18 protein-coding genes and 2 pseudogenes are annotated in these 21,749 nt (G+C 62.5%); 10 read left to right on the top strand and 10 right to left on the bottom strand.

Translation table 11 applies throughout. The annotated features are described in order from the left end of the window. Positions 1-313 precede the first annotated feature (313 nt). From Tal182_RS04845 to Tal182_RS04835, 3 genes are read left to right on the top strand one after another with little or no spacing between them, the layout of a single operon-like run. Positions 314-988, top strand: a complete 675-nt coding sequence (locus tag Tal182_RS04845; RefSeq protein WP_064800903.1) for an ABC transporter ATP-binding protein — start codon at positions 314-316, stop codon at positions 986-988. Next, positions 988-1,596 (top strand): energy-coupling factor transporter transmembrane protein EcfT, encoded by a 609-nt coding sequence (locus tag Tal182_RS04840; protein ID WP_011424276.1) that lies wholly within the window; start codon positions 988-990, stop codon positions 1,594-1,596. The genes Tal182_RS04845 and Tal182_RS04840 overlap by 1 nt, the downstream gene beginning before the upstream one ends. Positions 1,597-1,620: 24 nt before the next feature. After that, positions 1,621-2,184 (top strand): biotin transporter BioY, encoded by a 564-nt coding sequence (locus Tal182_RS04835; RefSeq protein WP_011424275.1) that lies wholly within the window; start codon positions 1,621-1,623, stop codon positions 2,182-2,184. Between the two features lie 350 nt (positions 2,185-2,534). On the opposite strand, the gene Tal182_RS04830 is transcribed toward Tal182_RS04835, so the two are convergent. The 3 genes and pseudogenes from Tal182_RS04830 to Tal182_RS04815 form a co-directional block, all read right to left on the bottom strand. Continuing rightward, on the bottom strand, positions 2,535-3,674 hold the full coding sequence (locus tag Tal182_RS04830) for an acyltransferase (protein WP_085858272.1): 1,140 nt from the start codon (positions 3,672-3,674) through the stop codon (positions 2,535-2,537). Between the two features lie 634 nt (positions 3,675-4,308). After that, positions 4,309-4,554, bottom strand: a pseudogene (locus Tal182_RS32610) (methionine--tRNA ligase); the annotation flags it as partial. A gap of 235 nt (positions 4,555-4,789) precedes the next feature. Continuing rightward, positions 4,790-5,674, bottom strand: coding sequence for a LysR substrate-binding domain-containing protein (locus Tal182_RS04815; RefSeq protein WP_064800898.1), 885 nt, complete (start codon positions 5,672-5,674; stop codon positions 4,790-4,792). Positions 5,675-5,853: 179 nt separating this feature from the next. Here Tal182_RS04815 and Tal182_RS04810 point away from each other — a divergent pair, with 179 nt between their 5' ends. Then, positions 5,854-6,240, top strand: a complete 387-nt coding sequence (locus Tal182_RS04810) for an ectoine synthase (RefSeq protein ID WP_085860822.1) — start codon at positions 5,854-5,856, stop codon at positions 6,238-6,240. Between the two features lie 47 nt (positions 6,241-6,287). Here Tal182_RS04810 and Tal182_RS04805 read toward each other — a convergent pair. The 4 genes and pseudogenes from Tal182_RS04805 to Tal182_RS04790 all read right to left on the bottom strand — a co-directional run. Continuing rightward, positions 6,288-6,428 (bottom strand): annotated as a pseudogene (locus tag Tal182_RS04805) (LuxR C-terminal-related transcriptional regulator); the annotation flags it as partial. A 37-nt stretch (positions 6,429-6,465) separates the two neighbouring features. Then, positions 6,466-7,815: an SLC13 family permease gene (locus tag Tal182_RS04800; RefSeq protein WP_085858270.1), complete on the bottom strand. Its 1,350-nt coding sequence runs from the start codon at positions 7,813-7,815 to the stop codon at positions 6,466-6,468. Between the two features lie 93 nt (positions 7,816-7,908). Beyond that, positions 7,909-9,423 carry a malonyl-CoA synthase gene (locus Tal182_RS04795; protein WP_085858268.1) on the bottom strand — a complete coding sequence of 505 codons (1,515 nt, stop codon included), beginning with the start codon at positions 9,421-9,423 and terminating at the stop codon, positions 7,909-7,911. After that, on the bottom strand, positions 9,420-10,841 hold the full coding sequence (locus tag Tal182_RS04790) for a malonyl-CoA decarboxylase (RefSeq protein ID WP_085860821.1): 1,422 nt from the start codon (positions 10,839-10,841) through the stop codon (positions 9,420-9,422). The genes Tal182_RS04795 and Tal182_RS04790 overlap by 4 nt, the downstream gene beginning before the upstream one ends. Positions 10,842-11,001: 160 nt before the next feature. Between Tal182_RS04790 and Tal182_RS04785 the strand changes: the two genes are divergently transcribed. Next, positions 11,002-11,652, top strand: a complete 651-nt coding sequence (locus tag Tal182_RS04785; protein ID WP_064827068.1) for a GntR family transcriptional regulator — start codon at positions 11,002-11,004, stop codon at positions 11,650-11,652. Between the two features lie 6 nt (positions 11,653-11,658). On the opposite strand, the gene Tal182_RS04780 is transcribed toward Tal182_RS04785, so the two are convergent. Further along, the gene (locus tag Tal182_RS04780; protein WP_064800894.1) at positions 11,659-12,060 is read right to left on the bottom strand and encodes a hypothetical protein; all 402 of its coding nucleotides are present in this window, start codon (positions 12,058-12,060) and stop codon (positions 11,659-11,661) included. A gap of 189 nt (positions 12,061-12,249) precedes the next feature. On the opposite strand from Tal182_RS04780, the gene Tal182_RS04775 reads away from it, so the two are divergent. The 4 genes from Tal182_RS04775 (at position 12,250) to Tal182_RS04760 (ending at position 15,294) form a co-directional block, all read left to right on the top strand. After that, positions 12,250-13,185 carry a histone deacetylase family protein gene (locus Tal182_RS04775; RefSeq protein ID WP_064809727.1) on the top strand — a complete coding sequence of 312 codons (936 nt, stop codon included), beginning with the start codon at positions 12,250-12,252 and terminating at the stop codon, positions 13,183-13,185. 2 nt (positions 13,186-13,187) lie between these two features. Further along, positions 13,188-13,439: an exodeoxyribonuclease VII small subunit gene (locus Tal182_RS04770; RefSeq protein WP_003545921.1), complete on the top strand. Its 252-nt coding sequence runs from the start codon at positions 13,188-13,190 to the stop codon at positions 13,437-13,439. An 85-nt stretch (positions 13,440-13,524) separates the two neighbouring features. Then, the gene (locus Tal182_RS04765; protein WP_085858266.1) at positions 13,525-14,292 is read left to right on the top strand and encodes an SDR family oxidoreductase; all 768 of its coding nucleotides are present in this window, start codon (positions 13,525-13,527) and stop codon (positions 14,290-14,292) included. A gap of 78 nt (positions 14,293-14,370) precedes the next feature. Continuing rightward, the gene (locus Tal182_RS04760) at positions 14,371-15,294 is read left to right on the top strand and encodes a pirin family protein (RefSeq protein WP_085858264.1); all 924 of its coding nucleotides are present in this window, start codon (positions 14,371-14,373) and stop codon (positions 15,292-15,294) included. Between the two features lie 36 nt (positions 15,295-15,330). Here Tal182_RS04760 and Tal182_RS04755 read toward each other — a convergent pair whose 3' ends face one another. Then, positions 15,331-17,307, bottom strand: a complete 1,977-nt coding sequence (locus Tal182_RS04755; protein WP_085858262.1) for a phospholipase D-like domain-containing protein — start codon at positions 17,305-17,307, stop codon at positions 15,331-15,333. 263 nt (positions 17,308-17,570) lie between these two features. Between Tal182_RS04755 and dxs the strand changes: the two genes are divergently transcribed. Then, complete coding sequence (dxs, locus tag Tal182_RS04750; RefSeq protein ID WP_085858260.1) at positions 17,571-19,487, top strand: 1-deoxy-D-xylulose-5-phosphate synthase; 1,917 nt, start codon at positions 17,571-17,573, stop codon at positions 19,485-19,487. 258 nt (positions 19,488-19,745) lie between these two features. Here dxs and Tal182_RS04745 read toward each other — a convergent pair whose 3' ends face one another. Further along, on the bottom strand, positions 19,746-21,689 hold the full coding sequence (locus Tal182_RS04745; RefSeq protein WP_085858258.1) for a methyl-accepting chemotaxis protein: 1,944 nt from the start codon (positions 21,687-21,689) through the stop codon (positions 19,746-19,748). Positions 21,690-21,749 lie beyond the last annotated feature (60 nt).

Raw genomic sequence — 21,749 nt, 5'->3', positions numbered from 1 at the left:
CCACCCGATATCGACAGCGAGATTTGCTCTTTCACCGAGGAGGGTCGACCGTATAGAAGGAGCGCTGTCAGGTTGGCGCCGATTTCTGCCCCTCACCCTAGCCCTCTCCCCGTTCTGACGGGGAAAGGGGACGTGCCCATGAGAGGCAACTGGGGACGGAGAGGTCGCGGCATATCCCCTTCGCGCCGTTTACGGGGAGAAGGTGGCGGCAGCCGGATGAGGGGCTGTTTCGCAAATCTCCCCACTATAAGGCGCTCAAGCGTCGCATGATGTTGACCTCCTGTGTCACGTCACCGAATGCAAGGTAGTTGGTTTGAACATTCAATTCGAAAGTGCGGGTGTCAGTTTCGGAGCGCGGGTGGCGCTGGAGCCGCTGACGCTCGCCATCACCGGCAAACGGATCGGCGTCATCGGGCTGAACGGCTCGGGCAAGACCACCTTTGCGCGGCTGATCAACGGGCTGACCAAGCCGACCACCGGCCGCGTCATCGTCAATGGCCGCGATACGGCCGACGAGAAGACTGCTGTCACCGATGTCGGCTTCATCTTTCAGTCGCCGCAGAATCAGATCATCCTGCCGATCGTCAAGGACGACATTGCCTTCGGGCTGAAGCGGCGCGGCCTCAGCAAGGCGGAGATCGAGGCAAGGGTCGAGGGCGTGCTCGCCCGCTTCGGCGCCGAGGCGCTGGCCGATCGCCGGGCGCACGAGCTTTCCGGCGGGGAGCTGCAGGTGGCCGCGCTCTGCTCGGTGCTGGCGACCGGCCCGGGCATTCTCATCCTCGACGAGCCGACCAACCAGCTCGACCTCAAAAACCGGGCGCTGGTCGAGAGGATCATCGCCGGACTGCCGGAAAGCGCCATCGTCATCACCCACGACCTCGAGCTGATCGCCGGTTTCGAGCGGGTGCTCGTGTTTCACGAGGGTCGGCTCGCCGCCGATGAGCCGGCGGCCGAAGCCATCGCCCGCTACAGGGAGATCGCCGCCTGATGCAATCGCTCTACGTCGAAGGCAACAGCCGCATGCACCGGCTCTCGCCGCGGGCAAAGCTCCTGTCGCTGACGGCCTTCGCCATCCTGCTGTTTATCAGCCACAATCTGCTTCTGCTCTCGGGTGCCGTGCTGGTGGCGGCGGTTCTCTACGGTACGGTCGGCCTGCCGATCGGCGAGGCGTTGCTACGGCTGCGGCCGATCTTCCTGACGATTGCGGTTGTCGCCCTCTTCAACCTCATCTTCAACCCTTGGCAGGCGGCACTCGTGCCGGTGCTGCGGCTGACGGCGCTGATGCTTCTCGCCGCCAGCGTGACGGCGACGACGACCATTACCGAGTTCATCGACGAGGTGACGGCGCTCGCCCGCCCGCTCGAACGCACCGGCCGGGTTCAGGCCGACGATATCGGCCTCGCGCTCGGCCTGGTGCTGCGTTTCGTTCCAGAGATCGTCAACCGCTATCAGGCGATCCGCGAGGCGCACAAAGCTCGCGGGCTGAAGGTCCGGCCGACGAGCCTGCTTGCGCCGCTGATCATTCTGACGCTGAAGGACGCGGATAATGTCGCCGCTGCGATTGACGCGCGCCGCATTCGGCGGCATGGAAGTTAACGATTTCTTAATACGGAGTTCATGATGAGCACTCGCGACCTCGTCCTTACCGCCCTCTTTGCCGCGATCATCGTGGCGCTCGGCCTGCTGCCGCCGATTTCGCTCGGCTTCATTCCGGTGCCGATCACCGCCCAGTCGCTCGGCGTCATGATGGCCGGCGTCGTGCTCGGCGCCCGGCGCGGCGCGATCGCCGTGCTGATCGTGCTGCTCTTGGTCGCGATCGGCCTGCCGGTGCTTTCCGGCGGCCGCGGCGGCCTGGCGATCTTCGCCTCGCCGACAGCAGGCTTCCTCGTCGGCTGGATCTTCGGCGCCTTCGTCACCGGCTATCTCAGCGAGCGGCTGGTCAACCACGGGCAGTCCGGTCTGGTGCAGACGGTGAGCTTCTTCCTCGCCGCAATGATCGGCGGCATCGTCGTGCTCTACGCCTTCGGCATCACCTATCTCGCAACGGTCGCAGGCCTCGGCTTCACGAAAGCCTTCGTCGGCTCGATGGCCTTCATTCCGGGCGATGTGATCAAGGCCGTCGTCGCTGCCCTTCTCGGCCGCGCCGTCATGGTCGGCTATCCCCTGCTGCCGGCGCGCGCTTGAGCGCGTAACGGCCGACTTGCTGAGCATACCGACAATGGCCGCCTTCCGCGCCAAGGCGGCCATTCTGCGTTGAAGGAAGTCGCGTGGATGCGCGTGCCAAGCCCGAGCACGAGCAAGAGTGGAGTGAGCTCTGCGGCAGGGGCCTTGAGTGGAGGGTCCCCCTGCCGCTCGATCTCCTCAACCTCGGTCATTCCAGGCCTTGAGCCTGGAATCTCCCCGTGCGGCAAGAGGCCACATGGATGCTCGGGTGCCCGAGCAGGACGGAGAGTGGGGTAAACTTCAAGGCAAGAACCGAGACGGGGAAATCGGACGTCATTACGCCTCCGGCCTACCTTCTCCTCGATTCCCCCCTAAGCCCGAGACTCCTTCGCCTGAAATCCGGCAGCGCGCTGACCAAGCCGGTCGAGGAACCCTCGCAAGATCCTGCGGATCGGCGGCTCTCCCCATTTGCACACCGCAAGCGACATTGCGCAGACGAGCGCGACGGCGAAAACCAGCGCCAGGAGCGGCGCCAATCCCAGAGCAGTCAACCAGTCGAGAAGCTGGACGCCGATGGAGAAATGCAGGAGATAGAGCGGATAGGTCATCGAGCCGAGGGTCTTCACCGATTGAAGGAAGGAGGCCGGCAGGTGACTGATCCGCTTGCTGTATCCGACGCTTGCAACGATCGACGCCAGCCCCGCCGCCCAGATTGCGATTGCGGGAAACGACGAGAAGAAATGGCCCGCTGCGGCGAGCGTACGGTCGCTGGTGTTCTCGCCTGCCATGTAGATCTGAACAGTCCCCGTCGCCAGGGCGCAGAGGAAACCCAGCCAGGAAATTCGGTTCATCCGACCCTGAGACAACAGCCATATGTAGATGCCAACAGCGAATTGGCAGCCATAATAGAAGGGAATGGCCCGCCAGGCGGTCTCGGTGAATATGGCCGGGATGGCTGCATCGGGAAAGGCGTATAACAGCGCAATGAATGCCGTGCTGGCCAACGACAGGCCGAGCGCCAGGGCAGGCATCCTCGTCTTTTGCCGCGTCGCGCACATGATGAAGACGATGGCATAGAAACAGATCTCGCATGCCAGCGTCCAATATTGGCCATCTATCCATGGCCCGCCGGGATAGAGCGTGATCGAGCGCAGATAATTCCAGAGGACGCGCCTGTTGACGTCTTGCGTCGCGATGATGATCAGCGTCAGCGATGCACAGATCCATACCGCCGGATAGAGCCGCAGAATGCGCCCTTTGAGAAAGGACATGGCGCTGGCGGAAGCGGCGGAGTTGACGATGACGAAGCCCGATATGACGAAGAACAATTCGACGCCAACCCAGCCGGGTTGGGCGATGTTCTCGATCTCGGGCATTGGATACGGTCGGAGATATAAGGGCGAAGCCCAGGAAGCAAATCCGAGATGAAATACGGTCACCATGAGCGCGCATACAAATCGCAGTGCGTCGATCCCGTAAATATACGGGCTTCCAGCCGCAGACTTTGCCATATTGATTGTCTCCAACACCTTCGCCCCAGCGCCGACCCGACTGAGATAGGGCACATGTTTGCTGCGACGACCCCAAAATTGAATTGCGTGCCGGATTCGCTCGTCTATCAGCCCGTCAGATCAGTTCTGCAATCCCCGCGCGGGTCTGAGATTCCGGGCTTGTATGAAGTGTTGTTCGGGCAACAAAAAACCGCCTTGAGGCGGTCGGGCATTCTATCGATTTCCGTTTGATCTAGTCCCCGCCACCTCCGTCCCCGCCACCTCCGTCCCCGCCATCGCAGCCCCCGTCATCAGAGACCTCGATCCCAATTCCACCATCGCCACCTGAATCCGGACTGCGCCTGGTGTTTGCGGTGGTCTGGGTGGTTGTCCCCGCTCTTACCGCCGTGAGGGCAAAGGCCAGGACACCAGCGACGAGCATGGTCGTCAGAAGATAAGAATCCAATCAGTTTCCTTTCGTTTGCTTCAGGAAATCGTGTTTCCCGACCAAAATTGTAGATTATTCTTCGGTTTTCGCAATGGCCTCAATATGAAAGTTTCATGACATGCTGGAAAACCTCTCCTTGTCACTTGAGGCCCCTCGCTCTGCGCTGCCGAAGTTACAGCGCAGAGTAATTTGTCTGGACTGCGGCCGTCACGCGGCCGTTCTTCGGGGAAAGAGGACGGCTTGCGGGGCGGCTTTGACCCCATCCACGATCAGCGGATCCCGATAGAGGCGAGGAGACGGTATTCCGAGCCTGGCATGCAGCGCTGCGGCCGAGCCCGGCAGGAACGGCAGGAGGCAACGGGCAATGATGGCGAGGCCGTAGACCTGTTCCGCCAGGCAGGCGCCAAGACGGACAGCGGCCGCCGTTCGGCCTTCCGGAGTTTTGCCGGCGAGACGGATCGACCCATGAAAAGACCGCCTCGAGGGCGGTCGCTGGTGCTTTATGGACGCACGAAACCCGCCACGCTATGAGCGCGGCATCATCATCACGAAAGTGCTGATCACGGTATTGTCCATGCACTTTTCCTAACATCAACGGCCGTTTCGAACAAGCGCGCACCTTGATCCGCGTTTGTGCCGATCGCTCCTCCCGAGCATTTCGCCCTTCAGCGTCGATCTCCGCACGGTTCTACCGCAGTCCAACGGCTTGGCATTCCTTCATGAACCATTCCGCGAAACGACGCACCGGCTTCTTCGCCGAGGAGTTGGTGATCAGGTAATATCCCTGGGTCTCGGCCGTCGAGATATCCGAAAGCACGACGAGGTCGCCGCGTTCGATCTCTCGCCGAAACACCTCGACAGGACATAGAGCGATCCCATGACCGGCGATCACTGCCGTGGCAAGAATGTTGAAGTCCTGAAAGATCGGCCCGCGGATCGGCGCGGCCGGCTTTATCTCGGCCTTGCGGAACCATTCTCTCCAGCCGTCCATGGATTCGTCATGCAGGAGGTCGGCCGTGGCAAAGGGAACGTTCTCGATAGTCCAATTCCGCTTTGCCAGATAATGGACGCTCGCCACCGGCTGGTTGCGCCGGGAGAATAACAGCCGGCTCTCCCGCCCTCCCGACAGATCTTCCCCCATGGTGATGAGAACATCCAGGCTTTCGTCATCGAAGCGTTCTTCCGCTCTTGCATAGACGATCCTGACGTCAAGATCGGGATCACTCTCCCGGAAAGACGGAAGCGCGGGAACCAGCCAGCGCGACGCGATTGAAGGAATGCAGCCGACGGTGATCGAGCGCATATTGTGGTCTCGGCGCATATTGCCCGTTGCGTGGGCGATGGCTGCCAATGAGCCGGAGACGGCCAGATAATATTCGGCACCCGCTGGCGTTAGCGCAACGCCGCGTCCGGATTTCTGCAGCAGCTTGCGCCCCAGCCACGTCTCCAGATGTTTGATTTGGTGGCTGATCGCGGCGTGGGTCACATGCAGCTCGTCTCCGGCTTTTGACAGGCTCATCAGCCGGGCTGTCGCTTCGAAGGCCCTCAATGCGTTGAGCGGCGGCAGCTGCATATGTTCGAATTCCTCACATGAGAGCCGGGATCGGCTCCTTCACTCACTTCAAGTCCGGGAGAAACATGTAAATTATTCTAACAGTTTTCGCAATTTAGATCATTTGAAGCAAGCGTGGATTTCAGGGCCTAATGGATCATGGAGATCGAGCCATCTCCGTCATTTTCGAGGAGAAGAACATGTTTGTGAGAAGCCTGAAAGACGTGGAGCTGACCGAGCGTTTCGTCGATTGGGGCAATGGCACGAGCCATCGTCTGCTGACGCGGGATGACGGGATGGGGTTTACGGTCTGCCACACTGTCGTTCGCGCCAACACGCAAGCGCTGCTGCAGTACCGCAACCATCTGGAAGCCTGCTATTGCATTCAGGGAGAAGGCGAGGTCGAGGATATGGACGGCAATGTCTTTCCCATCCGCGTCGGCGACATCTACGTTCTCGACCAACATGATCGCCATTATTTGCGGGGTGGCAAGGACGAGGATCTCATCCTGGTCAGCATCTTCAATCCGCCGCTAAAGGGGACGGAACGTCACGATCTGAACAACAGCAGCGGTTCGGAATATTGAGCCTGGCTCCCGCACACCGATGAAGACCGGGATTGCGCCTCGAGTATTCACCGCATCAGCAGCGACACCAGGCGGACCCGGGAATTGACCCCGAGCTTGGCATAGATGTTTCTCAGGTGCGTTCTGAGGGTCTCGTAGCTGATATCGTCGGCCATCGCCACTTCCCTTAAGGAAAGGCCGCGGGCGATGGCCCACGGCCGAAGGGAGAGGTTCACAGGCTCCTCGTCACACCAGCCCCGGCACGACGAACACAAGCCAGGCGACGATCGGGCCGATGATGGCGATCAGCGCGCTGTAGACCAGCAACTGCTTGAGGACCTGCTCGCGCCTTTCATCCGGCGCATTGGCGACCACAAGCGCACCGTTGGTGGAAAATGGGCTGGTATCGACGATCGTCGTCGAGATCGCGATGGCGGCGACGACGCCGATGGCGCTGACATGGCCCTGCATGAGGAACGGGACGGCCAGCGGGATGATTGCGCCGAGCAGCGCGGTCGAGGACGCAAAAGCCGAAACGATGGCACCGGTGAAGCAAAGCAGAAGCGCCACCAGCAGCGGCATGCCGAGGCTGGATATGCCGTTCGCCACGTAATCGACGGTACCCGCCTTCTCCATGACGCCGACATAGGTGATGATGCCTGCTATCAGCAGCACGGTCGACCAGCTGACCTTGTCGATTGCCGCCTTCTGCGTCTTCGGGGACAAGAGCGCCAGGGCGACGGCGACGGTCATGGCGACGAGGCCGACATTGAACTTGAAAACCAGGGCGCCGATGCCGAGCGCCGTCAGGCCGATCAGGGTCGTAATTCTCTCATTGTTCAGACGCAGTGTCGCAGCGGTATCGGCCGCAGTGCCGTAGGCATGCTCCCGGATCGGCTTTGCCGGCGTGCCGCCGTGGCCCCTGATCGACGCCGACACGCCCTCGGGATGCAGTTCGGGCAAGGGGCCAGGTGATGTTGCCGGCGCGTGCTTCATGACTTTTGCGCCGCCGAAGGCGAAAAAGACCAGCACCGCGATCGCGAAGTTGAAGAAGAAGCTCGAGAGAAACAGCGAGGTCGGCGCGAAAGGCAGGCCGGCCTTGGCGACGATCTGATTGGTGATGCTGCCATAGATGCTGATCGGCGAAAAGCCGCCCGCCTGGGCGCCGTGGATCACCATCAGCCCCATCATGACCGGGTGAATGCGGTACTGGATGGCAAAGCTCAATGCGACGGGCGCGAGAATGGCGACGGCGGCAGGCCCAAGCGCCCCGAAACCGGTTATGACGGCGGCGACGAGGAACATCACCCAGGGGATCAAGCCGATGCGTCCGCGCACCAGGCGGACGGCGCATTCGACGAGCCAATCGATGGTGCCGTTGATCTGCGCGATGGCGAAGAGGTAGGTGACGGCGACGAGCGTCAGGAACAGATCGCTCGGAAAGCCGGCAAAAATATCGGTGGTTTTCATGCCGATGGTCATGGAGCCGAGCACGAAGGCGCCGGCAAAGGCGAGCGCGCCCATGTTGATCGGCTGGATCGTCGCAACGATGAACATAGCGATGAGCAGGCCTATGGCCAGTATTTCAATACCCATGATTCCCCTCCCTCCGACGCCTCCAGCGCCGTGGTTGCTGTTTGCGATGTTGATGCGGATACCGACGCGCCCTCCTCCCAGAGGGCAGTCGCCTTACGTCCTGGTGTAAAGATCGGCGTATTGCTGCCGCAGGATGTTCTTCTGAACCTTGCCCATCGTGTTGCGCGGCAGGTCCTCGGTGAAGATGATGCGTTTTGGCTGTTTGTAGCGGGCGAGACGATCCTGCAGGGCGCCGACAATGGTCTTTTCGTCCAGTACGGCGCCGGGCTTGCGCACCACGACGGCCGTCACGCCTTCTCCGAAATCGGGATGCGGCACGCCGATCACGGCGCTCTCGACCACGCCCTCGATCCGGTCGATCTCGCTCTCGACCTCTTTCGGATAGATGTTGTAGCCACCCGAGATCACCAGGTCCTTGCCGCGGCCGACAATATGCACATAGCCGTCGCTGTCGATCTTGCCGAGATCGCCGCTGATGAAGAAGCCGTCGCCGGTGAATTCGGCCGCGGTCTTTTCCGGCATGCGCCAATAACCCTTGAAGACGTTCGGCCCCTTGATCTCGATCATGCCGGTTTGTTCCGGCGGCAGCACGAGCCCGGTGGCGGGGTCGGTGACGCGCACCGTCACCCCAGGCAGCGGAAGGCCGACCGTTCCGGCAATGCGTTTGCCGTCGTAAGGGTTGGAGGTGTTCATATTGGTTTCCGTCATGCCGTAGCGCTCGAGGATCGCGTGGCCGGTCCGGGCCTCGAACTCGGTATGCGTTTCGGCAAGCAGCGGCGCCGAACCTGAGATAAACAGGCGGATGTTGGCTGCCGCCTCCTTGCCGAAGCGCGGGCTTTGCAGGAGACGCACGTAGAAAGTCGGAACGCCCATCAGCATCGTTGCCTCAGGCATCAGTGAAACGACCTCGTCGGCGTCGAACTTCGACAGCAGGACCATCGAGGCGCCGGCAAGCAGCGTGACGTTGGTGGCGACGAACAGCCCATGCGTATGGAAGATCGGCAAGGCGTGGATCAGCCGGTCGCCGGCGGTGACGCGCCAATAGTCCCGCAAGGTCAGGGCGTTCGACAGCAGGTTGCCATGGGTGAGCATCGCCCCCTTGGAGCGTCCCGTCGTTCCCGAGGTGTAGAGGATCGCGGCCAGATCGTCGGCGGAGCGCGACGCGTCGACGAAATCGGCCGGCTCGTCGCGCGCCAGATCGAGCAACGAGCCGCTGCCGTCGGCATCGAGCGTTTCGACGATTGCGCCGTGACGCTGGGCGATCGTCGCGACGCCTTCGCGAGCAGCCGAGGCAACGACGACCAGACGCGGCTCCGCATCGCCGATGAAATAATCGAGCTCGGCCAGCGTATAGGCGGTGTTGAGCGGCAGATAGACGGCGCCGCTGCGCAGACAGGCGAGATAGAGGATCAATGCCTCGGCGCTTTTCTCGACCTGCACCGCAACCCGGTCGCCGGGGCGAATGCCGAGCGTGTCCAACGCGCCGGCAATGCGGCCGGAAAGAGCGAAGGCGTCGCCATAGCTCCATGTCTGCCCGCTGCCGGTCCGCATGAACGGTGCGTCAGCGGGCGCAGCCGCCCGCATGGCGTCGAAAAGATGGTTGCTCACTTTCGCCCTCCAAGCGTTGAATTCATGATCTGTGCGAAGGCTCGAGAGCCTTGTTGGCCATTGCCGCCGCGGCGGCCTTCGTCGTTCTGGTTGAGCAGGCTTTTGACCGCAGGCGAGGTGATCACCTCGCCGCGCTGCGCCAAGGCCTCGTGGTTGGCCACGATGTCGTCGAGCTTGTAGAGATAGTTGACCATCAGACCGTGCGCCTGCTGCATCGCCTTCGGCGAGCGATCGCCGAGGAAATTCACTCTTTCAAGCCGGGCGCCATTGCCGAGATGGAAGCGGGCGACGGGATCGACCGGGCGGCCCTCCGGCGTGCGTTCTGTCAGGAAGTAGCGCGCAGCAAGCGGCAGTAGCACGCGCTCCACATCGGCCGCGCTGCTCTCGTTGTCGGGCCAGTCCGGATCGTCAAGCAAGGTCAGCGTTTTCAACGCCGCTTCGGATAGAGACCGATCGCCGGTCGCGGCGCGCAGCTTGGCAAGCCAACGGGCAAAGCCCGGGACAGGCGACAGCGTGACGAAGTTCTTGAGGCCCGGCAGGTCCTTGCGCAGATCTTCCACCACCTGCTTGATCAGGAAATTGCCGAAGGAGATGCCGCGCAGGCCGTCCTGGCAGTTGGAAATCGAATAGAAGACAGCGGTCGTCGCCTCGTCGGCGTTGATCTGCTCCCGCCCCTCATCGAGAACATCTGCGATCGCCTTCGGCACGGAGCGGGTGAGCGCCACTTCAACGAAGACGAGCGGCTCGTCGGCCAGCCGCGGGTGGAAAAAGGCAAAGCATCGACGGTCGGCCGGCGCTAAGCGACGGCGCAACTCCTCCCAGCCGGCAATCTCGTGCACGGCCTCGTATTCGATGATCTTTTCGAGGATATACGCCGGCGTCGACCAATCGATGGGTCGCAGCGTCAGAAAGCCGCGATTGAACCAGGAGCCGAACAGGTGCGTGAAGTCGGCGTCCAGCGCGTGATAGGCTTCGGATCGGTTTTCGGAAGCCAGCAGCTGCTGACGCATCCGCACCAGCCTGGCGGTGCCGTTCGGCGCATGGTTCAACCGGCGCAGCAGCTCCTGGCGCCGCGGCTCGGCTGCCTGATGGAGCGCAATGACCGCGGCGGAGCTCTTGTCCGTACGGTAATTTTCAATCGCTTGGTCGAGCTTGCTTGCATCAGGCCCGAATTTCCTATCAAGCATATGAAAGAATTTCTGCGCATCCTCGCTCTCGAGCGCGCCCCAGCGATCGAGTATTTCGGCAGCAAGGGCTATGCCAGATGCTTCACCCCGGCTCGACAGGAGCATTTCACAGAGGGTCTGAAGATCGGCTTTGGCGGCGGCCTGCGTGTTGCGTGAGCCGGAAAACAAAAGCTGGCGACCGTGATCCGTGATGCTTTGCAGCATGTCGGTGAAGAAAGACGCCTCGGGCATGCCATTCTCCTCTCTTTCGAAGACGCCGCCCGATGTAGCCATCGGACATCGCTTCCCAACGCCGGGCTTCGCCGGTAGTATGTAGATTGTCATCCTTCGTACACGAGGTCAACATTTGTGTATACAAGAATGGCGTTTATGTATGAAGGATGTGAGACAAATGTCCGAGAATGTCGGCCGGTGGCTTCGGGATGAGATTGAAAATGCGATACTTTCCTACGAATTCGCCCCCGGCGAACGGCTTGACGAAACCGTGCTTGCCAACCGGTTCGGCGTGTCGCGAACGCCGGTGCGCGAAGCGCTGATGCAGCTTGACGCCATCGGGCTGATCGAAATCCGTCCGCGCCGGGGTGCGGTCGTGATCGATCCGGGACCGCACCGGATCTACGAGATGTTCGAGGTCATGGCCGAGCTCGAGGGCCTGGCGGGCTCGCTCGCCGCCCGCCGGCTGGACAAGGCCTCCCGCGAAGCGATCACCGCCACCCACAGCCGCTGCGAACAATCCGCCGCCGCCGGTGACAGCGATGCCTATTATTACGACAATGAGGAATTCCATAAGGCCATCTACGCCGCAAGTCGCAGCGATTTCCTGCAGGAGCAATGCGCGCAGTTGCATCGGCGCCTGCGGCCCTATCGGCGTCTGCAGCTGCGCGTGCGCAACCGCCTGTCGACCTCCTTCTTAGAACATTGCGCCATCGTCGATGCGATCTTTACAGGAGACGGCGACGAGGCCCGCCGCCTGCTGCGGACGCATGTCGGCATTCAGGGAGAGAGGTTCAGCGATCTGGTCGCAAGCATGGCGACGAGATAGAGTGACCTAATCCAAAAACCCATAAAGCCAATCGCGCGTTTCCTCCGGCAGCGAGGCCGGCTGCTGATCCTCGCCGCTGCGGGCCTGCCAGATGATTTCCACCTCGGCGGCGCGCTCCTCGCCGGTGTCGATCGAAACGAGGAAGCCGATGGAACGCACGCCGATCTTGTCGACGGCGGCGGTAAAAAGGGCCGGCTCGTCGTAATGCAGCGGGCGGTGGAGAACGCAGGTAATCTTGCTGGCGTTATAGACCGGTTCGTCCTCGACCTCGGGCCGAGCCGACCAGAAGCTCGCAATGACGGATTCGGCATAGGAAATATAGGAAGCCAGGAACATCCGGCCGTTCATATCGACATCGCGAAACGGTACATGTATTTCCGTCACACCCGGGCGTTTCGACTGACTCATCAACAACTCTGCCTGCAAAATTCCCCGTTAACGACAGTAGCACGGGGTTTTTCGAAGTAAACGGCTGAGATGACAGGAATTTATAATGCCACCGGCGGCGAGATGGTGCCGCGGGAGCACTTGTTGAAATCGGCGGGCAATGCCCCATCTGCTGTGGATCATGACAGAAGCGGCCGATAGAGTGCCTCCATGAGCACCCGTCTTTATGAACACCCGATCTTCCTGGAACATGTGACGCCCGCCGGACACCCTGAGCGATCGGACCGGATCCGGGCCATCAATGTCGCGCTGGAACATCCGAATTTCGAACGGCTGGAGCGTCGGCAGGCGCCTGAGGCGAGCGAGGATGCGGTGCTGCTCGCGCATCCGGAGGAGCATCTGACCGCCGTGATGCGGGAGATCCCCGAGGAAGAGGACCGGATCAACCAGCTCGAAGCCGATACTTATGCGAGCGTCAAAAGCCTGCAGGCGGCGCTGACAGGCGTCGGCGGGGCGATGGCGGCGGTGGACGACGTCTTTTCCGGTGCCGCCGACAATGTCTTCGTCGCCGCGCGGCCGCCCGGGCACCATGCCGAAAAGTCGACGGCGATGGGCTTCTGCTTCTTCAACAATGCCGCGATCGCCGCCCGCCATGCGCAGAAGCGGCATGGCGCCGAGCGCGTCGCCATCGTCGATTGGGACGTCCATCACGGCAACGGCACCCAGGATATCTTCTGGGACGACCCCTCGGTGCTGTTCTGCTCGACGCATCAGATGCCGCTCTATCCCGGCAGCGGCGCCAAGGAGGAGAAGGGCAAGCACAATACCATCGTCAACGCGCCGCTTTCGCCGAATGTCGGCAGCGACCATTTCCGCGAGGCGTTCAAATCGCGCGTGCTGCCGGCGCTCGACGATTTCCGGCCGGATCTCATCATCATCTCGGCCGGCTTCGACGCCCATCACCGCGATCCGCTGGCGCAGATCAACCTGACGGGCGAGGATTTCGACTGGGCGACCGGCCGCGTCCTGGAACTGGCCGACCGGCACGCCAAGAACCGGGTCGTCAGCCTGCTCGAAGGCGGCTATGATCTCGAAGGCCTCGCCGAATCGGCGGGCATGCATATTCTGCGAATGATGAAGGGTTGAGAATGACTGACAGCGCCAAGCCTGAGGTATCGGGCCTTTCCTTCGAAAAGGCGGTCGCCGAACTCGAAAGCATCGTCGCCCGGCTGGAACGTGGCGACGTGGCGCTGGATGAATCGATCGAGATCTACGAGCGCGGCGAAGCACTGAAGAAACATTGCGAGACACTGCTTTCGGCCGCCGAAAACCGCATCGAGAAGATCCGGCTCGACCGCGCCGGCAAGCCGCAGGGCGTCGAGCCGCTGGACGGCGCCTGAGCGGGTCGAAGCAGCCTTTCGAAGGCGCTTGTAGATCGGCTTGCGACCGATCTATGATCCCCCAGAACCATGAGGGGACGGACAAATGACGGACAGATTGAAGGGCAAGGTCGCCATCATTTCGGGCGGCGCCACCGGCATGGGCGGCGCTGCCTCGAAGCTGTTTGCTGCCGAAGGCGCGCGCGTTGCGATTGTCGACCGCAATGGCGACGCGGCGGCCGAGACGGTCAAGGCGATCCGCGATGCCGGCGGCGAGGCCGATTGCTGGACGGCCGATGTCTCAGATGAAGCCGCTGTCAAAACAGCCGTCGCCGGCGTCGAGGAACGCTACGGCGCCGTCACCGTGCTCTTCAACCATGCCGGCACGATCGTCATCAAACCCTTCCTGGAAACGACGCTGCAGGAATGGGACTGGCTGCACGCCGTCAATGTGCGCTCGATGTTCCTGATGACCAAGGCGGTGCTGCCGAAGATGATTGCCGCGGGCGGCGGCTCGATCGTCTGCACATCGTCGATCTCGGCGGTCGCCGCCACACCGATGGAAGTGCTTTACGACACCACCAAGGGCGCCGTGCACATGTTTGCCCGGGCAATTGCGGTGGAATTCCGCGACCGCAACATCCGCTGCAATGCCGTCTGCCCCGGCTTCATCCGCACGCCGCACGGTCTGCGCGAGGTGGCCGACCTGCAGGCGCTCGGCGTCGATGTCTCGGATGCCGCCATCGCCGCGCAGCAGGGGCGAATCGGCGAGCCGGAGGATGTGGCGCGGGCCGCACTTTATCTCGCCAGCGACGAGTCGAACTTCGTCAATGGCGCCCATCTCTTCGTCGACAACGGCTTCACCGCCATCTGAGCGCAAGCCCATCTCGATTGGACGCGCGAGGTGTGAGTCTCTATCTATGGCCGACGTCCTTACAAGCGGAGACCCGTCATGTCCTTCTTTCCCGGTAAAGACCCCCTGCCCGGCGATGCCTTTGCCTGTGATGCGATCGAGAACCTGATCATTCCCCGCACTAGCGATATCGGCGGCTTCCAGGTGCGGCGCGCGCTGCCGACGCGGCAGCGGCGGCTGGTCGGGCCGTTCATCTTCTTCGACCGCATGGGACCGGCGATCCTGAAGCCCAACGAGGCGCTCGACGTCAAGCCGCATCCGCACATCGGCCTGTCGACGGTCACCTATCTCTTCGACGGCGAGATCCGTCATCGCGACAGCCTCGGCACCGAAAAGGTCATCCGTCCCGGCGATATCAACCTGATGACGGCGGGCCGCGGCATCGTCCATTCGGAGCGCACGCCCGACAATCTGCGCGGCCATCCGCTGCTGATGTCGGGGCTGCAGACTTGGCTGGCGCTGCCCGACGACAAGGAGGAGATCGATCCCTCCTTCGCCCATACGGAAAAGTTGGAAATGCCGGTGATCGAAACATCCGGGGTGCGCGGCCGGGTCGTCATCGGTTCGTTCGAAGGCATGACATCGCCGGTCGGCACGCTCTCCGATACGCTCTATGTCGATCTCGACCTGCAGCCCGGCGCCCGCTTTCCCTTTGGCGCGGGCCACGAGGAACGTGCCGTCTATGTGCTGTCGGGCGAGGTGGTGATCGCGGGCGACCGCTTCGCCGCCGACCAACTGCTGGTCTTCCGACCGGGCGATGCGATCACGCTCGAAGCCGGCGGCGACGGCTGTCACCTGATGCTCTTCGGGGGCGCGGCGCTGAACTCGAAACGCTATATCTGGTGGAATTTCGTCTCCTCGTCGAAGGAACGAATCGAAAAGGCCAAGGAGGAATGGCGCACCGGCCGCTTCGATATCGTTCCCGGCGACGAGGAGGAATTCGTGCCTCTGCCGGAAGGGTGACGGCGGCGATGCAGCGCCGCCGGCAACGTGCGAACATCAGCCCGCCGCGAAATAGCGCGTCAGCGCACCCTTCGTGCGATTGATGTAGCCGTCCTGCCAGCTGTCGTCGACGTTCAGAAAGCCCGACCAGCCTTTCTTGCCCTGCCGCTTCAGCTCCGCCTCGACGGCACGGAAGCGGTAATGATCGTAGACATCGAGGATATGCACCGCATAGGCTTCGGCAAGCGCCCGGTCGCCTTTGACGATCAACATGTTCTCGTCATTGGCGTAAGAGGCCTTGAAGCCGAGATTGTGGCTGCCGAGGACGACGACGCAGTCCTCCGACAAGGGATCGATCACCAGCACCTTGTCGTGAATGATGGCGCCGACTTTCTTGGCCGTCAGCTCCTCCGCACCGAAATCCGCCAAAAGCTGGCGGTCGTCGATGCGCGAGGCGCGGACGATCGAGACATTGGCCTCGTCGAACGTATGGGGCGAGACGGCGTCGACATCGTCGTCCTCATCGTCGGGGTCGTTCTTCTTGCCGGCGACGTAATTGGGCATGGCCTGCGGGCTGGAAACGGCGCCGGTGACGATCAGCTTCTGATCCTTGAGGCCGATATCGATCGCCTCGCCAACGATGCAATCCCTGCCCGACTGGCCGGGATAGAAGGCGAGGAACAGCACGGCGTGCTCGGCACGGCGCATCAGCCGGTAGACCTCGCGCAGGTCCGGCGGCGTCGCCTTGCCCTTCTTGCGGCTCTGCATGTTCGGCGAAAACCATGCTTCGATCGAAGCGCCATTGCCGGTCGGGATGAGCGAAGGCGTTTCGTTCGAGTGGCGGAATGCTTTGCTCTGCTGGTTGTCGGGCATGCCGTCGTCGAATTCGACCGGCGCTTCCAGCGTCGCATTATCTTCCAGCATCCGCTCCCAATAGGAAACATAGGCCGCGGCGACGGCATCGTTCCTGACGATCAGCGCATTGTTGGACTGACCGGCAAGACCGGTGGCCGTCCAGTTGGTGCTGCCGGTGAACACGCTGCGATCGCCGCCGGCCGGCGGAATATGGACGACGAACTTGTTGTGGCCGATCTGGCTCGAATTGTTGAACATGCGGTGGTGAATCTCGACGCCGGCCTCGATCAGCGCCGTGCGTGCGTGGGCATTGCGCACATCCCAATCGTCTCCGACCTTTCCCGTATTGGCGAGGATGATACGCAGCTTGTCCTTGTTGGCAAGCAGCAGGTCGAGCAGTTCCAGGTCCTCCAGCTCATAGAGGGCGACAAGGAAGCGGCCGGGCGCATTCATGAAGTCCCTGAGCATCGGGATGACATCGCCGGCAAGATATTTGCGGATGCCGTTTTCCGGATTGGAGATCATGTCGATCAGCTCGTTCGGCTGCTTGACACCGTCTTCCAGCAGAACGTTGCGCAACCATTGGGCGGCAAGGATGCCGTTGGTGAAGCTGGATTCGAACTGGCCGCGCTTGCGCGTCACGTGCACAGGATTGGAGGCGACGGCCGGCCCGAGATAACCGAGCGGCCGCGGCGGCCCTTCATAGGCCTTGACCGCGATTTTCTCAAAGCTGCCGTTCTTCTCGATCGGCTTGCCCTTGTCGTCCCGCTTGTTGATCTCGACCGTCTGAGGCGTTGGATCGGGCGCGGCCTGCATGCCCGGTTTCAGGTCGCCGAGCGGGCGGATTTCATAGCGCACGCGGACCTCGTCCGGCCGCCGTTTCATTTCGTTGCGCCGCTTGCGCAACGTCAGATCGCGCCAGGAGAACTTCTGCACCGGCCAGAGCGAGGTGGTTTGCGGCAGCCAGTGCGGATTGCGCTGTCCCTTGAAGGCGACCCAGGCGGCGCAGGTCACACGGTCCTCGCTGCCATCAAGCTTTTTCGCCACGTTTTCCTGCTCGTCGAGATAAACGCGGACGACTTCGAACCCGAGGCATCCCTCGATCTTGGCATCGATGTCCCAGGCCACATAGGCGACCTCGTTGTTGACATAGGCATGCGCTGCAACAATCGTTCCCATGATCTGTCCCCCAGCCAGTGCGGCAACAGTGCTACCATTCCGTGTCATATTCAAGCTGCTCGCCGGTTTGCCGCGCGTTCGCTCGGCTGGGCAAATCAGGCGAATGCAACTCACAGAAATAGAAAGTGATATCTTCCGAAACCGCTCACACTTTTTTCCGCCATGCTCTAAGGTGAAAACCTTCGGTTCCTGAAATGCACTTGTTTTGCCCCGATCTAATCGAATAAAGCGAAACGAGGAAAAGCAAGAAAGAGCGCCCGCCCGTGACACAACTGCCGAAGACCCCCCTGCTCGACCAGGTCGTCTATCCCGCCGACCTGCGCAAGCTCGAGGATCGCGAGCTGCCGCAGCTTGCCCGCGAGGTCCGGGACGAAATGATCGATGCGGTGTCGCGCACCGGCGGTCATCTCGGCGCCGGTCTCGGCGTGGTCGAGCTGACAATCGCCATCCACAGCGTCTTCGATACGCCCAATGACCGGCTGATCTTCGATGTCGGCCACCAGTGCTATCCGCACAAGATCCTCACCGGCCGGCGCGACCGCATCCGCACACTGCGCCAGGAAAACGGGCTTTCCGGCTTCACCCGCCGGGCCGAAAGCGAATATGATCCCTTCGGGGCGGCGCATTCCTCGACCTCGATCTCGGCCGGCCTCGGCATGGCGATCGCCGCCGATCTCGAGAAGACCGACCGCCGCGTCATCGCCGTCATCGGCGACGGCGCGATGTCGGCCGGCATGGCCTATGAAGCGCTGAACAATGCCGGTGCCCTCGATGCCCGCCTCATCGTCATCCTCAACGACAACGACATGTCGATCGCGCCGCCGACCGGCGCAATGAGCGCCTATCTCGCCCGCCTCGCCTCCGGGCGCACCTATATGGGCTTCCGCGATTTCGGCAAGAAGCTGACGGCCTATCTCGGCAAGAATATCGACCGGGCGATCACCCGCGCCGTCGAGCATGCCCGCGGCTACGTCACCGGCGGCACCATGTTCGAGGAGATGGGCTTCTATCATATCGGGCCGATCGACGGGCATTCCTTCGATCACCTGCTGCCGGTGCTGCGCAATGTGCGCGACAATGCGCGCGGCCCGGTGCTGATCCACGTCGTCACCCAGAAGGGCAAGGGCTATCCGCCGGCCGAAGCCGCCGCCGACAAATATCACGGCGTCAACAAGTTCGACGTCATTACCGGCGCCCAGGCGCGGGTGAAGCCGAATGCGCCGAGCTATACCAGCGTCTTTGCCGAGGCGCTGGTGCAGGAAGCCGCCCTCGACGACAAGATCGTCGGGATCACCGCCGCCATGCCGAACGGGACCGGCCTCGACAAGCTCGCCGACGCCTTTCCGTCGCGCTGCTTCGATGTCGGCATCGCCGAGCAGCATGCCGTGACCTTCGCCGCCGGCCTGGCTGCGGAAGGCTACAAGCCGTTCGCCGCGCTCTATTCCACCTTCCTGCAGCGCGCCTATGACCAGGTCGTGCACGACGTGGCGATCCAGGGACTGCCGGTGCGTTTTCCGATCGACCGCGCCGGCTTCGTCGGCGCCGACGGCCCGACCCATGCCGGCTCCTTCGACACCGCCTTCCTGACCACCCTGCCCGGCTTCGTGGTGATGGCGGCGGCCGACGAGGCCGAACTCAAGCATATGGTGCGCACGGCCGTCGCCTATGACGCCGGGCCGATCTCGTTCCGTTATCCGCGCGGCGAAGGCGTCGGTGTCGACATGCCTGCACGCGGCGAAATCCTGCAGATCGGCAAGGGCCGCATCGTCAAGGAAGGCACCAAGGTGGCGCTGCTTTCCTTCGGCACCCGGCTTGCCGACTGTCTGCTTGCCGCCGAAGATCTCGAGGCCGCCGGCCTGTCGACGACGGTCGCCGATGCGCGCTTCGCCAAGCCGCTCGATCACGACCTCATCCGCCAACTCGCCCGCCACCACGAGATGCTGATCACCGTCGAAGAAGGCTCCGTCGGCGGCTTCGGCAGCCAGGTGATGCAATATCTCTCGAGCGAAGGCCTGCTCGACAACGGCCTGAAGATCCGCTCGCTCGTCATGCCCGATATCTGGATGGAACAGGCGAAACCGGAAGCGATGAACGCCCATGCCGGGCTTGATCGCGCCGGGATTGTTTCGACGGTGTTCCGGGCGCTGGGGCGCAGTATTGCGGTTGGGGTTGCTGGATAATGATTGGTGAGGGTGCCGTGTGGCCCCCTCATCCGCCCTACGGCACCTTCTCCCCTCTGGGGAGAAGAGATTTGCGGCGACGTCTCGACTCCCTCTTCTCCCCTCGGGGAGAAGGTGCCCGTAGGGCGGATGAGGGGGCCGCACGGTCCAGCAGTAATCTTATTCGCAATTTAAAAAGGCGGCGCATCCGCTGCGCCGTGGCGCATCCGCTGCGCCGCCTTTTTCATTTGACGTCTCTTTCCGAGAAGGAGCGCCCTCTCAGAACTCCGTCCAGTCTTCCTGCACCGCAGCTGCTGCCGTTGCCTGTCTTCCGCCGAAGGCTTTGCTGACCTTGCTGGCAAGGGCGCGGGCCGGAGAGGCGACCGGGCGGGAGGTCGGCGTTGCGGCTGAAGTCTTCTGGGCCGGAGCGGCAAGCTGGGTGCCGAGCTTGAACTGACGCAGCAATTCGTCCAGGGCGCTGGCTTCCTGGGCGAGCGCATGGCTTGCGGCGGTCTGCTGCTCGACCATGGCCGCATTCTGCTGCGTGCCCTGATCCATGTTGTTGACGGCGGTGTTGATCTCCTGCAGCCCGATCGACTGTTCGCGCGTGGCGGTGACGATCGCGTTGACGTTGCGGTTGATCTCCTGCACCTCGGCGACGATCGCTTCGAGCGCCTTGCCGGTCTCGCCGACCAGCGACACGCCGGTCTGCACATGCGTGCCCGACGTGGTGATCAGATCCTTGATCTCCTTGGCCGCCTTGGCCGAACGCTGGGCGAGCTCGCGCACCTCCTGGGCGACGACGGCAAAGCCCTTGCCGGCCTCACCGGCGCGGGCCGCCTCGACGCCGGCATTCAGCGCCAAAAGGTTGGTCTGGAAGGCGATGTCGTCGATGACGCCGATGATGTTGGAGATTTCGCCGGAGGATTTTTCGATCTGCTGCATGGCGGAGACGGCGCGGCGGACGACGTCGCCCGACTTTTCGGCGCCGAGGCGGGTGCGCTCGACGAGATTGCCGACATCCTCGGCGCGCTTGGCGCTGTCGCGCACCGTCGTCGTCACCTCTTCGAGTGCTGCTGCGGTCTGTTCGACAGCGGCGGCCTGCTGCTCGGTGCGGTGGGCAAGATCGTCGGCGGCCGAGCGGATCTCGCCGGCGCCGGCATTGATCGCCGAGGCGTTGTGGCCGACCGACTGGAGTGCTGCCTGCAGCTTTTCGACGGCATTGTTGAAGTCGTTGCGCAGGCTGTCATATTGCGGCGCGAACGGCGTCTGGATGCGGGCGGCGACATCGCCGACGGCAAGGCCGGCAAGGCCGCCGGCCAAGGCGTCGACGGCATGGCGGAGCTCGCCTTCCTCGCGCGCCTTCTGCTCGTCGCCTGCCTGGCGCTGGCGCTCGGCGTCATCACGCATGCGGTCGGTCTCGCCGGCAAGGCGCAGCTTCTCGATCGCCGCCTGCCTGAACACGAGGACGGACTGCGCCATACGGCCGATTTCGTCGCCGCGCTCGACAGCCGGGACCTCAATATCGTTCTGGCCGCCGGCGAGGCGATCCATGGCCGCGGTCATGCCGACGACCGGGCGGACGATGGTGCGCGACATCAGCCAGGCGAGAAGGGCGGCGGCAAGCGAGGCGACAATGCCACCAGCAAGCAGTGTCGTCGCCAGATCGCTGTTGGCATCGGCCCGGATCGCGGCGAGCGCATTCGACTTTTCGCGGGCGGTGGCCTTGATCTTGGCGGACGCCTGGCGGAAACCGTCGAGCTGGCCCTTAGTGGCGTTGACGCCGATCTTGACGACATCTTCGATCGGCATGTCGGTTTCCTTGCGCGCCTTGGTCTGCGGTTCGGCAAGTTCATGGAAATAGAGGTCGGCGGCCTTCTGCATGCTATCGATCATCTCGACCAGCTGCGGCTCGCCTGATGCCGTCTGCTTGGCGGCGGCGATCGCCTTCAGCATGCGCTCGCGATTGGCGAAGACGTCGCCATAGGTGCTGTCACTGCGGAAGAGGATGAAGCCGCGCAGGTTGACCGCCTGCTCGAGCATCGCCTGCAGCGCATCATCGATCTGATTGACGAGCAGCTCCGATTTTTCCTGCTCGGCGGAGGCGGCCGCAGAGGCCGTCGCCTTGGAATAGACGAAAGCCGAAACGGAGATGAAGATCAGAATGAGGGCTGCGAACGTGGCCGCAAGCTTCCCGTTCAGGGATATGTTTTTAGCAGACATGGTCAAATTCTCCTGACGACAATCGACGCGGCGAGAGACGGTCGCGCGCTAGGCGCAACC

Source organism: Rhizobium sp. TAL182 (assembly GCF_002117725.1).
GTDB classification, from domain to species: Bacteria; Pseudomonadota; Alphaproteobacteria; order Rhizobiales; family Rhizobiaceae; genus Rhizobium; species Rhizobium esperanzae.
This window is presented reverse-complemented; position numbering and strand designations above follow the sequence as displayed.

Excerpts from the sequence above, each read along its gene's own strand:
- Tal182_RS04840 (WP_011424276.1), top strand. The coding sequence starts at position 988 with ATGCAATCGCTCTACGTCGAAGGCAACAGCCGCATGCACCGGCTCTCG.
- Tal182_RS04835 (WP_011424275.1), top strand. The coding sequence starts at position 1,621 with ATGAGCACTCGCGACCTCGTCCTTACCGCCCTCTTTGCCGCGATCATC.
- Tal182_RS04830 (WP_085858272.1), bottom strand. The coding sequence starts at position 3,674 with ATGGCAAAGTCTGCGGCTGGAAGCCCGTATATTTACGGGATCGACGCA.
- Tal182_RS04815 (WP_064800898.1), bottom strand. The coding sequence starts at position 5,674 with ATGCAGCTGCCGCCGCTCAACGCATTGAGGGCCTTCGAAGCGACAGCC.
- Tal182_RS04810 (WP_085860822.1), top strand. The coding sequence starts at position 5,854 with ATGTTTGTGAGAAGCCTGAAAGACGTGGAGCTGACCGAGCGTTTCGTC.
- Tal182_RS04800 (WP_085858270.1), bottom strand. The coding sequence starts at position 7,815 with ATGGGTATTGAAATACTGGCCATAGGCCTGCTCATCGCTATGTTCATC.
- Tal182_RS04790 (WP_085860821.1), bottom strand. The coding sequence starts at position 10,841 with ATGCCCGAGGCGTCTTTCTTCACCGACATGCTGCAAAGCATCACGGAT.
- Tal182_RS04785 (WP_064827068.1), top strand. The coding sequence starts at position 11,002 with ATGTCCGAGAATGTCGGCCGGTGGCTTCGGGATGAGATTGAAAATGCG.
- Tal182_RS04780 (WP_064800894.1), bottom strand. The coding sequence starts at position 12,060 with ATGAGTCAGTCGAAACGCCCGGGTGTGACGGAAATACATGTACCGTTT.
- Tal182_RS04775 (WP_064809727.1), top strand. The coding sequence starts at position 12,250 with ATGAGCACCCGTCTTTATGAACACCCGATCTTCCTGGAACATGTGACG.
- Tal182_RS04770 (WP_003545921.1), top strand. The coding sequence starts at position 13,188 with ATGACTGACAGCGCCAAGCCTGAGGTATCGGGCCTTTCCTTCGAAAAG.
- Tal182_RS04765 (WP_085858266.1), top strand. The coding sequence starts at position 13,525 with ATGACGGACAGATTGAAGGGCAAGGTCGCCATCATTTCGGGCGGCGCC.
- Tal182_RS04760 (WP_085858264.1), top strand. The coding sequence starts at position 14,371 with ATGTCCTTCTTTCCCGGTAAAGACCCCCTGCCCGGCGATGCCTTTGCC.
- Tal182_RS04755 (WP_085858262.1), bottom strand. The coding sequence starts at position 17,307 with ATGGGAACGATTGTTGCAGCGCATGCCTATGTCAACAACGAGGTCGCC.
- Tal182_RS04745 (WP_085858258.1), bottom strand. The coding sequence starts at position 21,689 with ATGTCTGCTAAAAACATATCCCTGAACGGGAAGCTTGCGGCCACGTTC.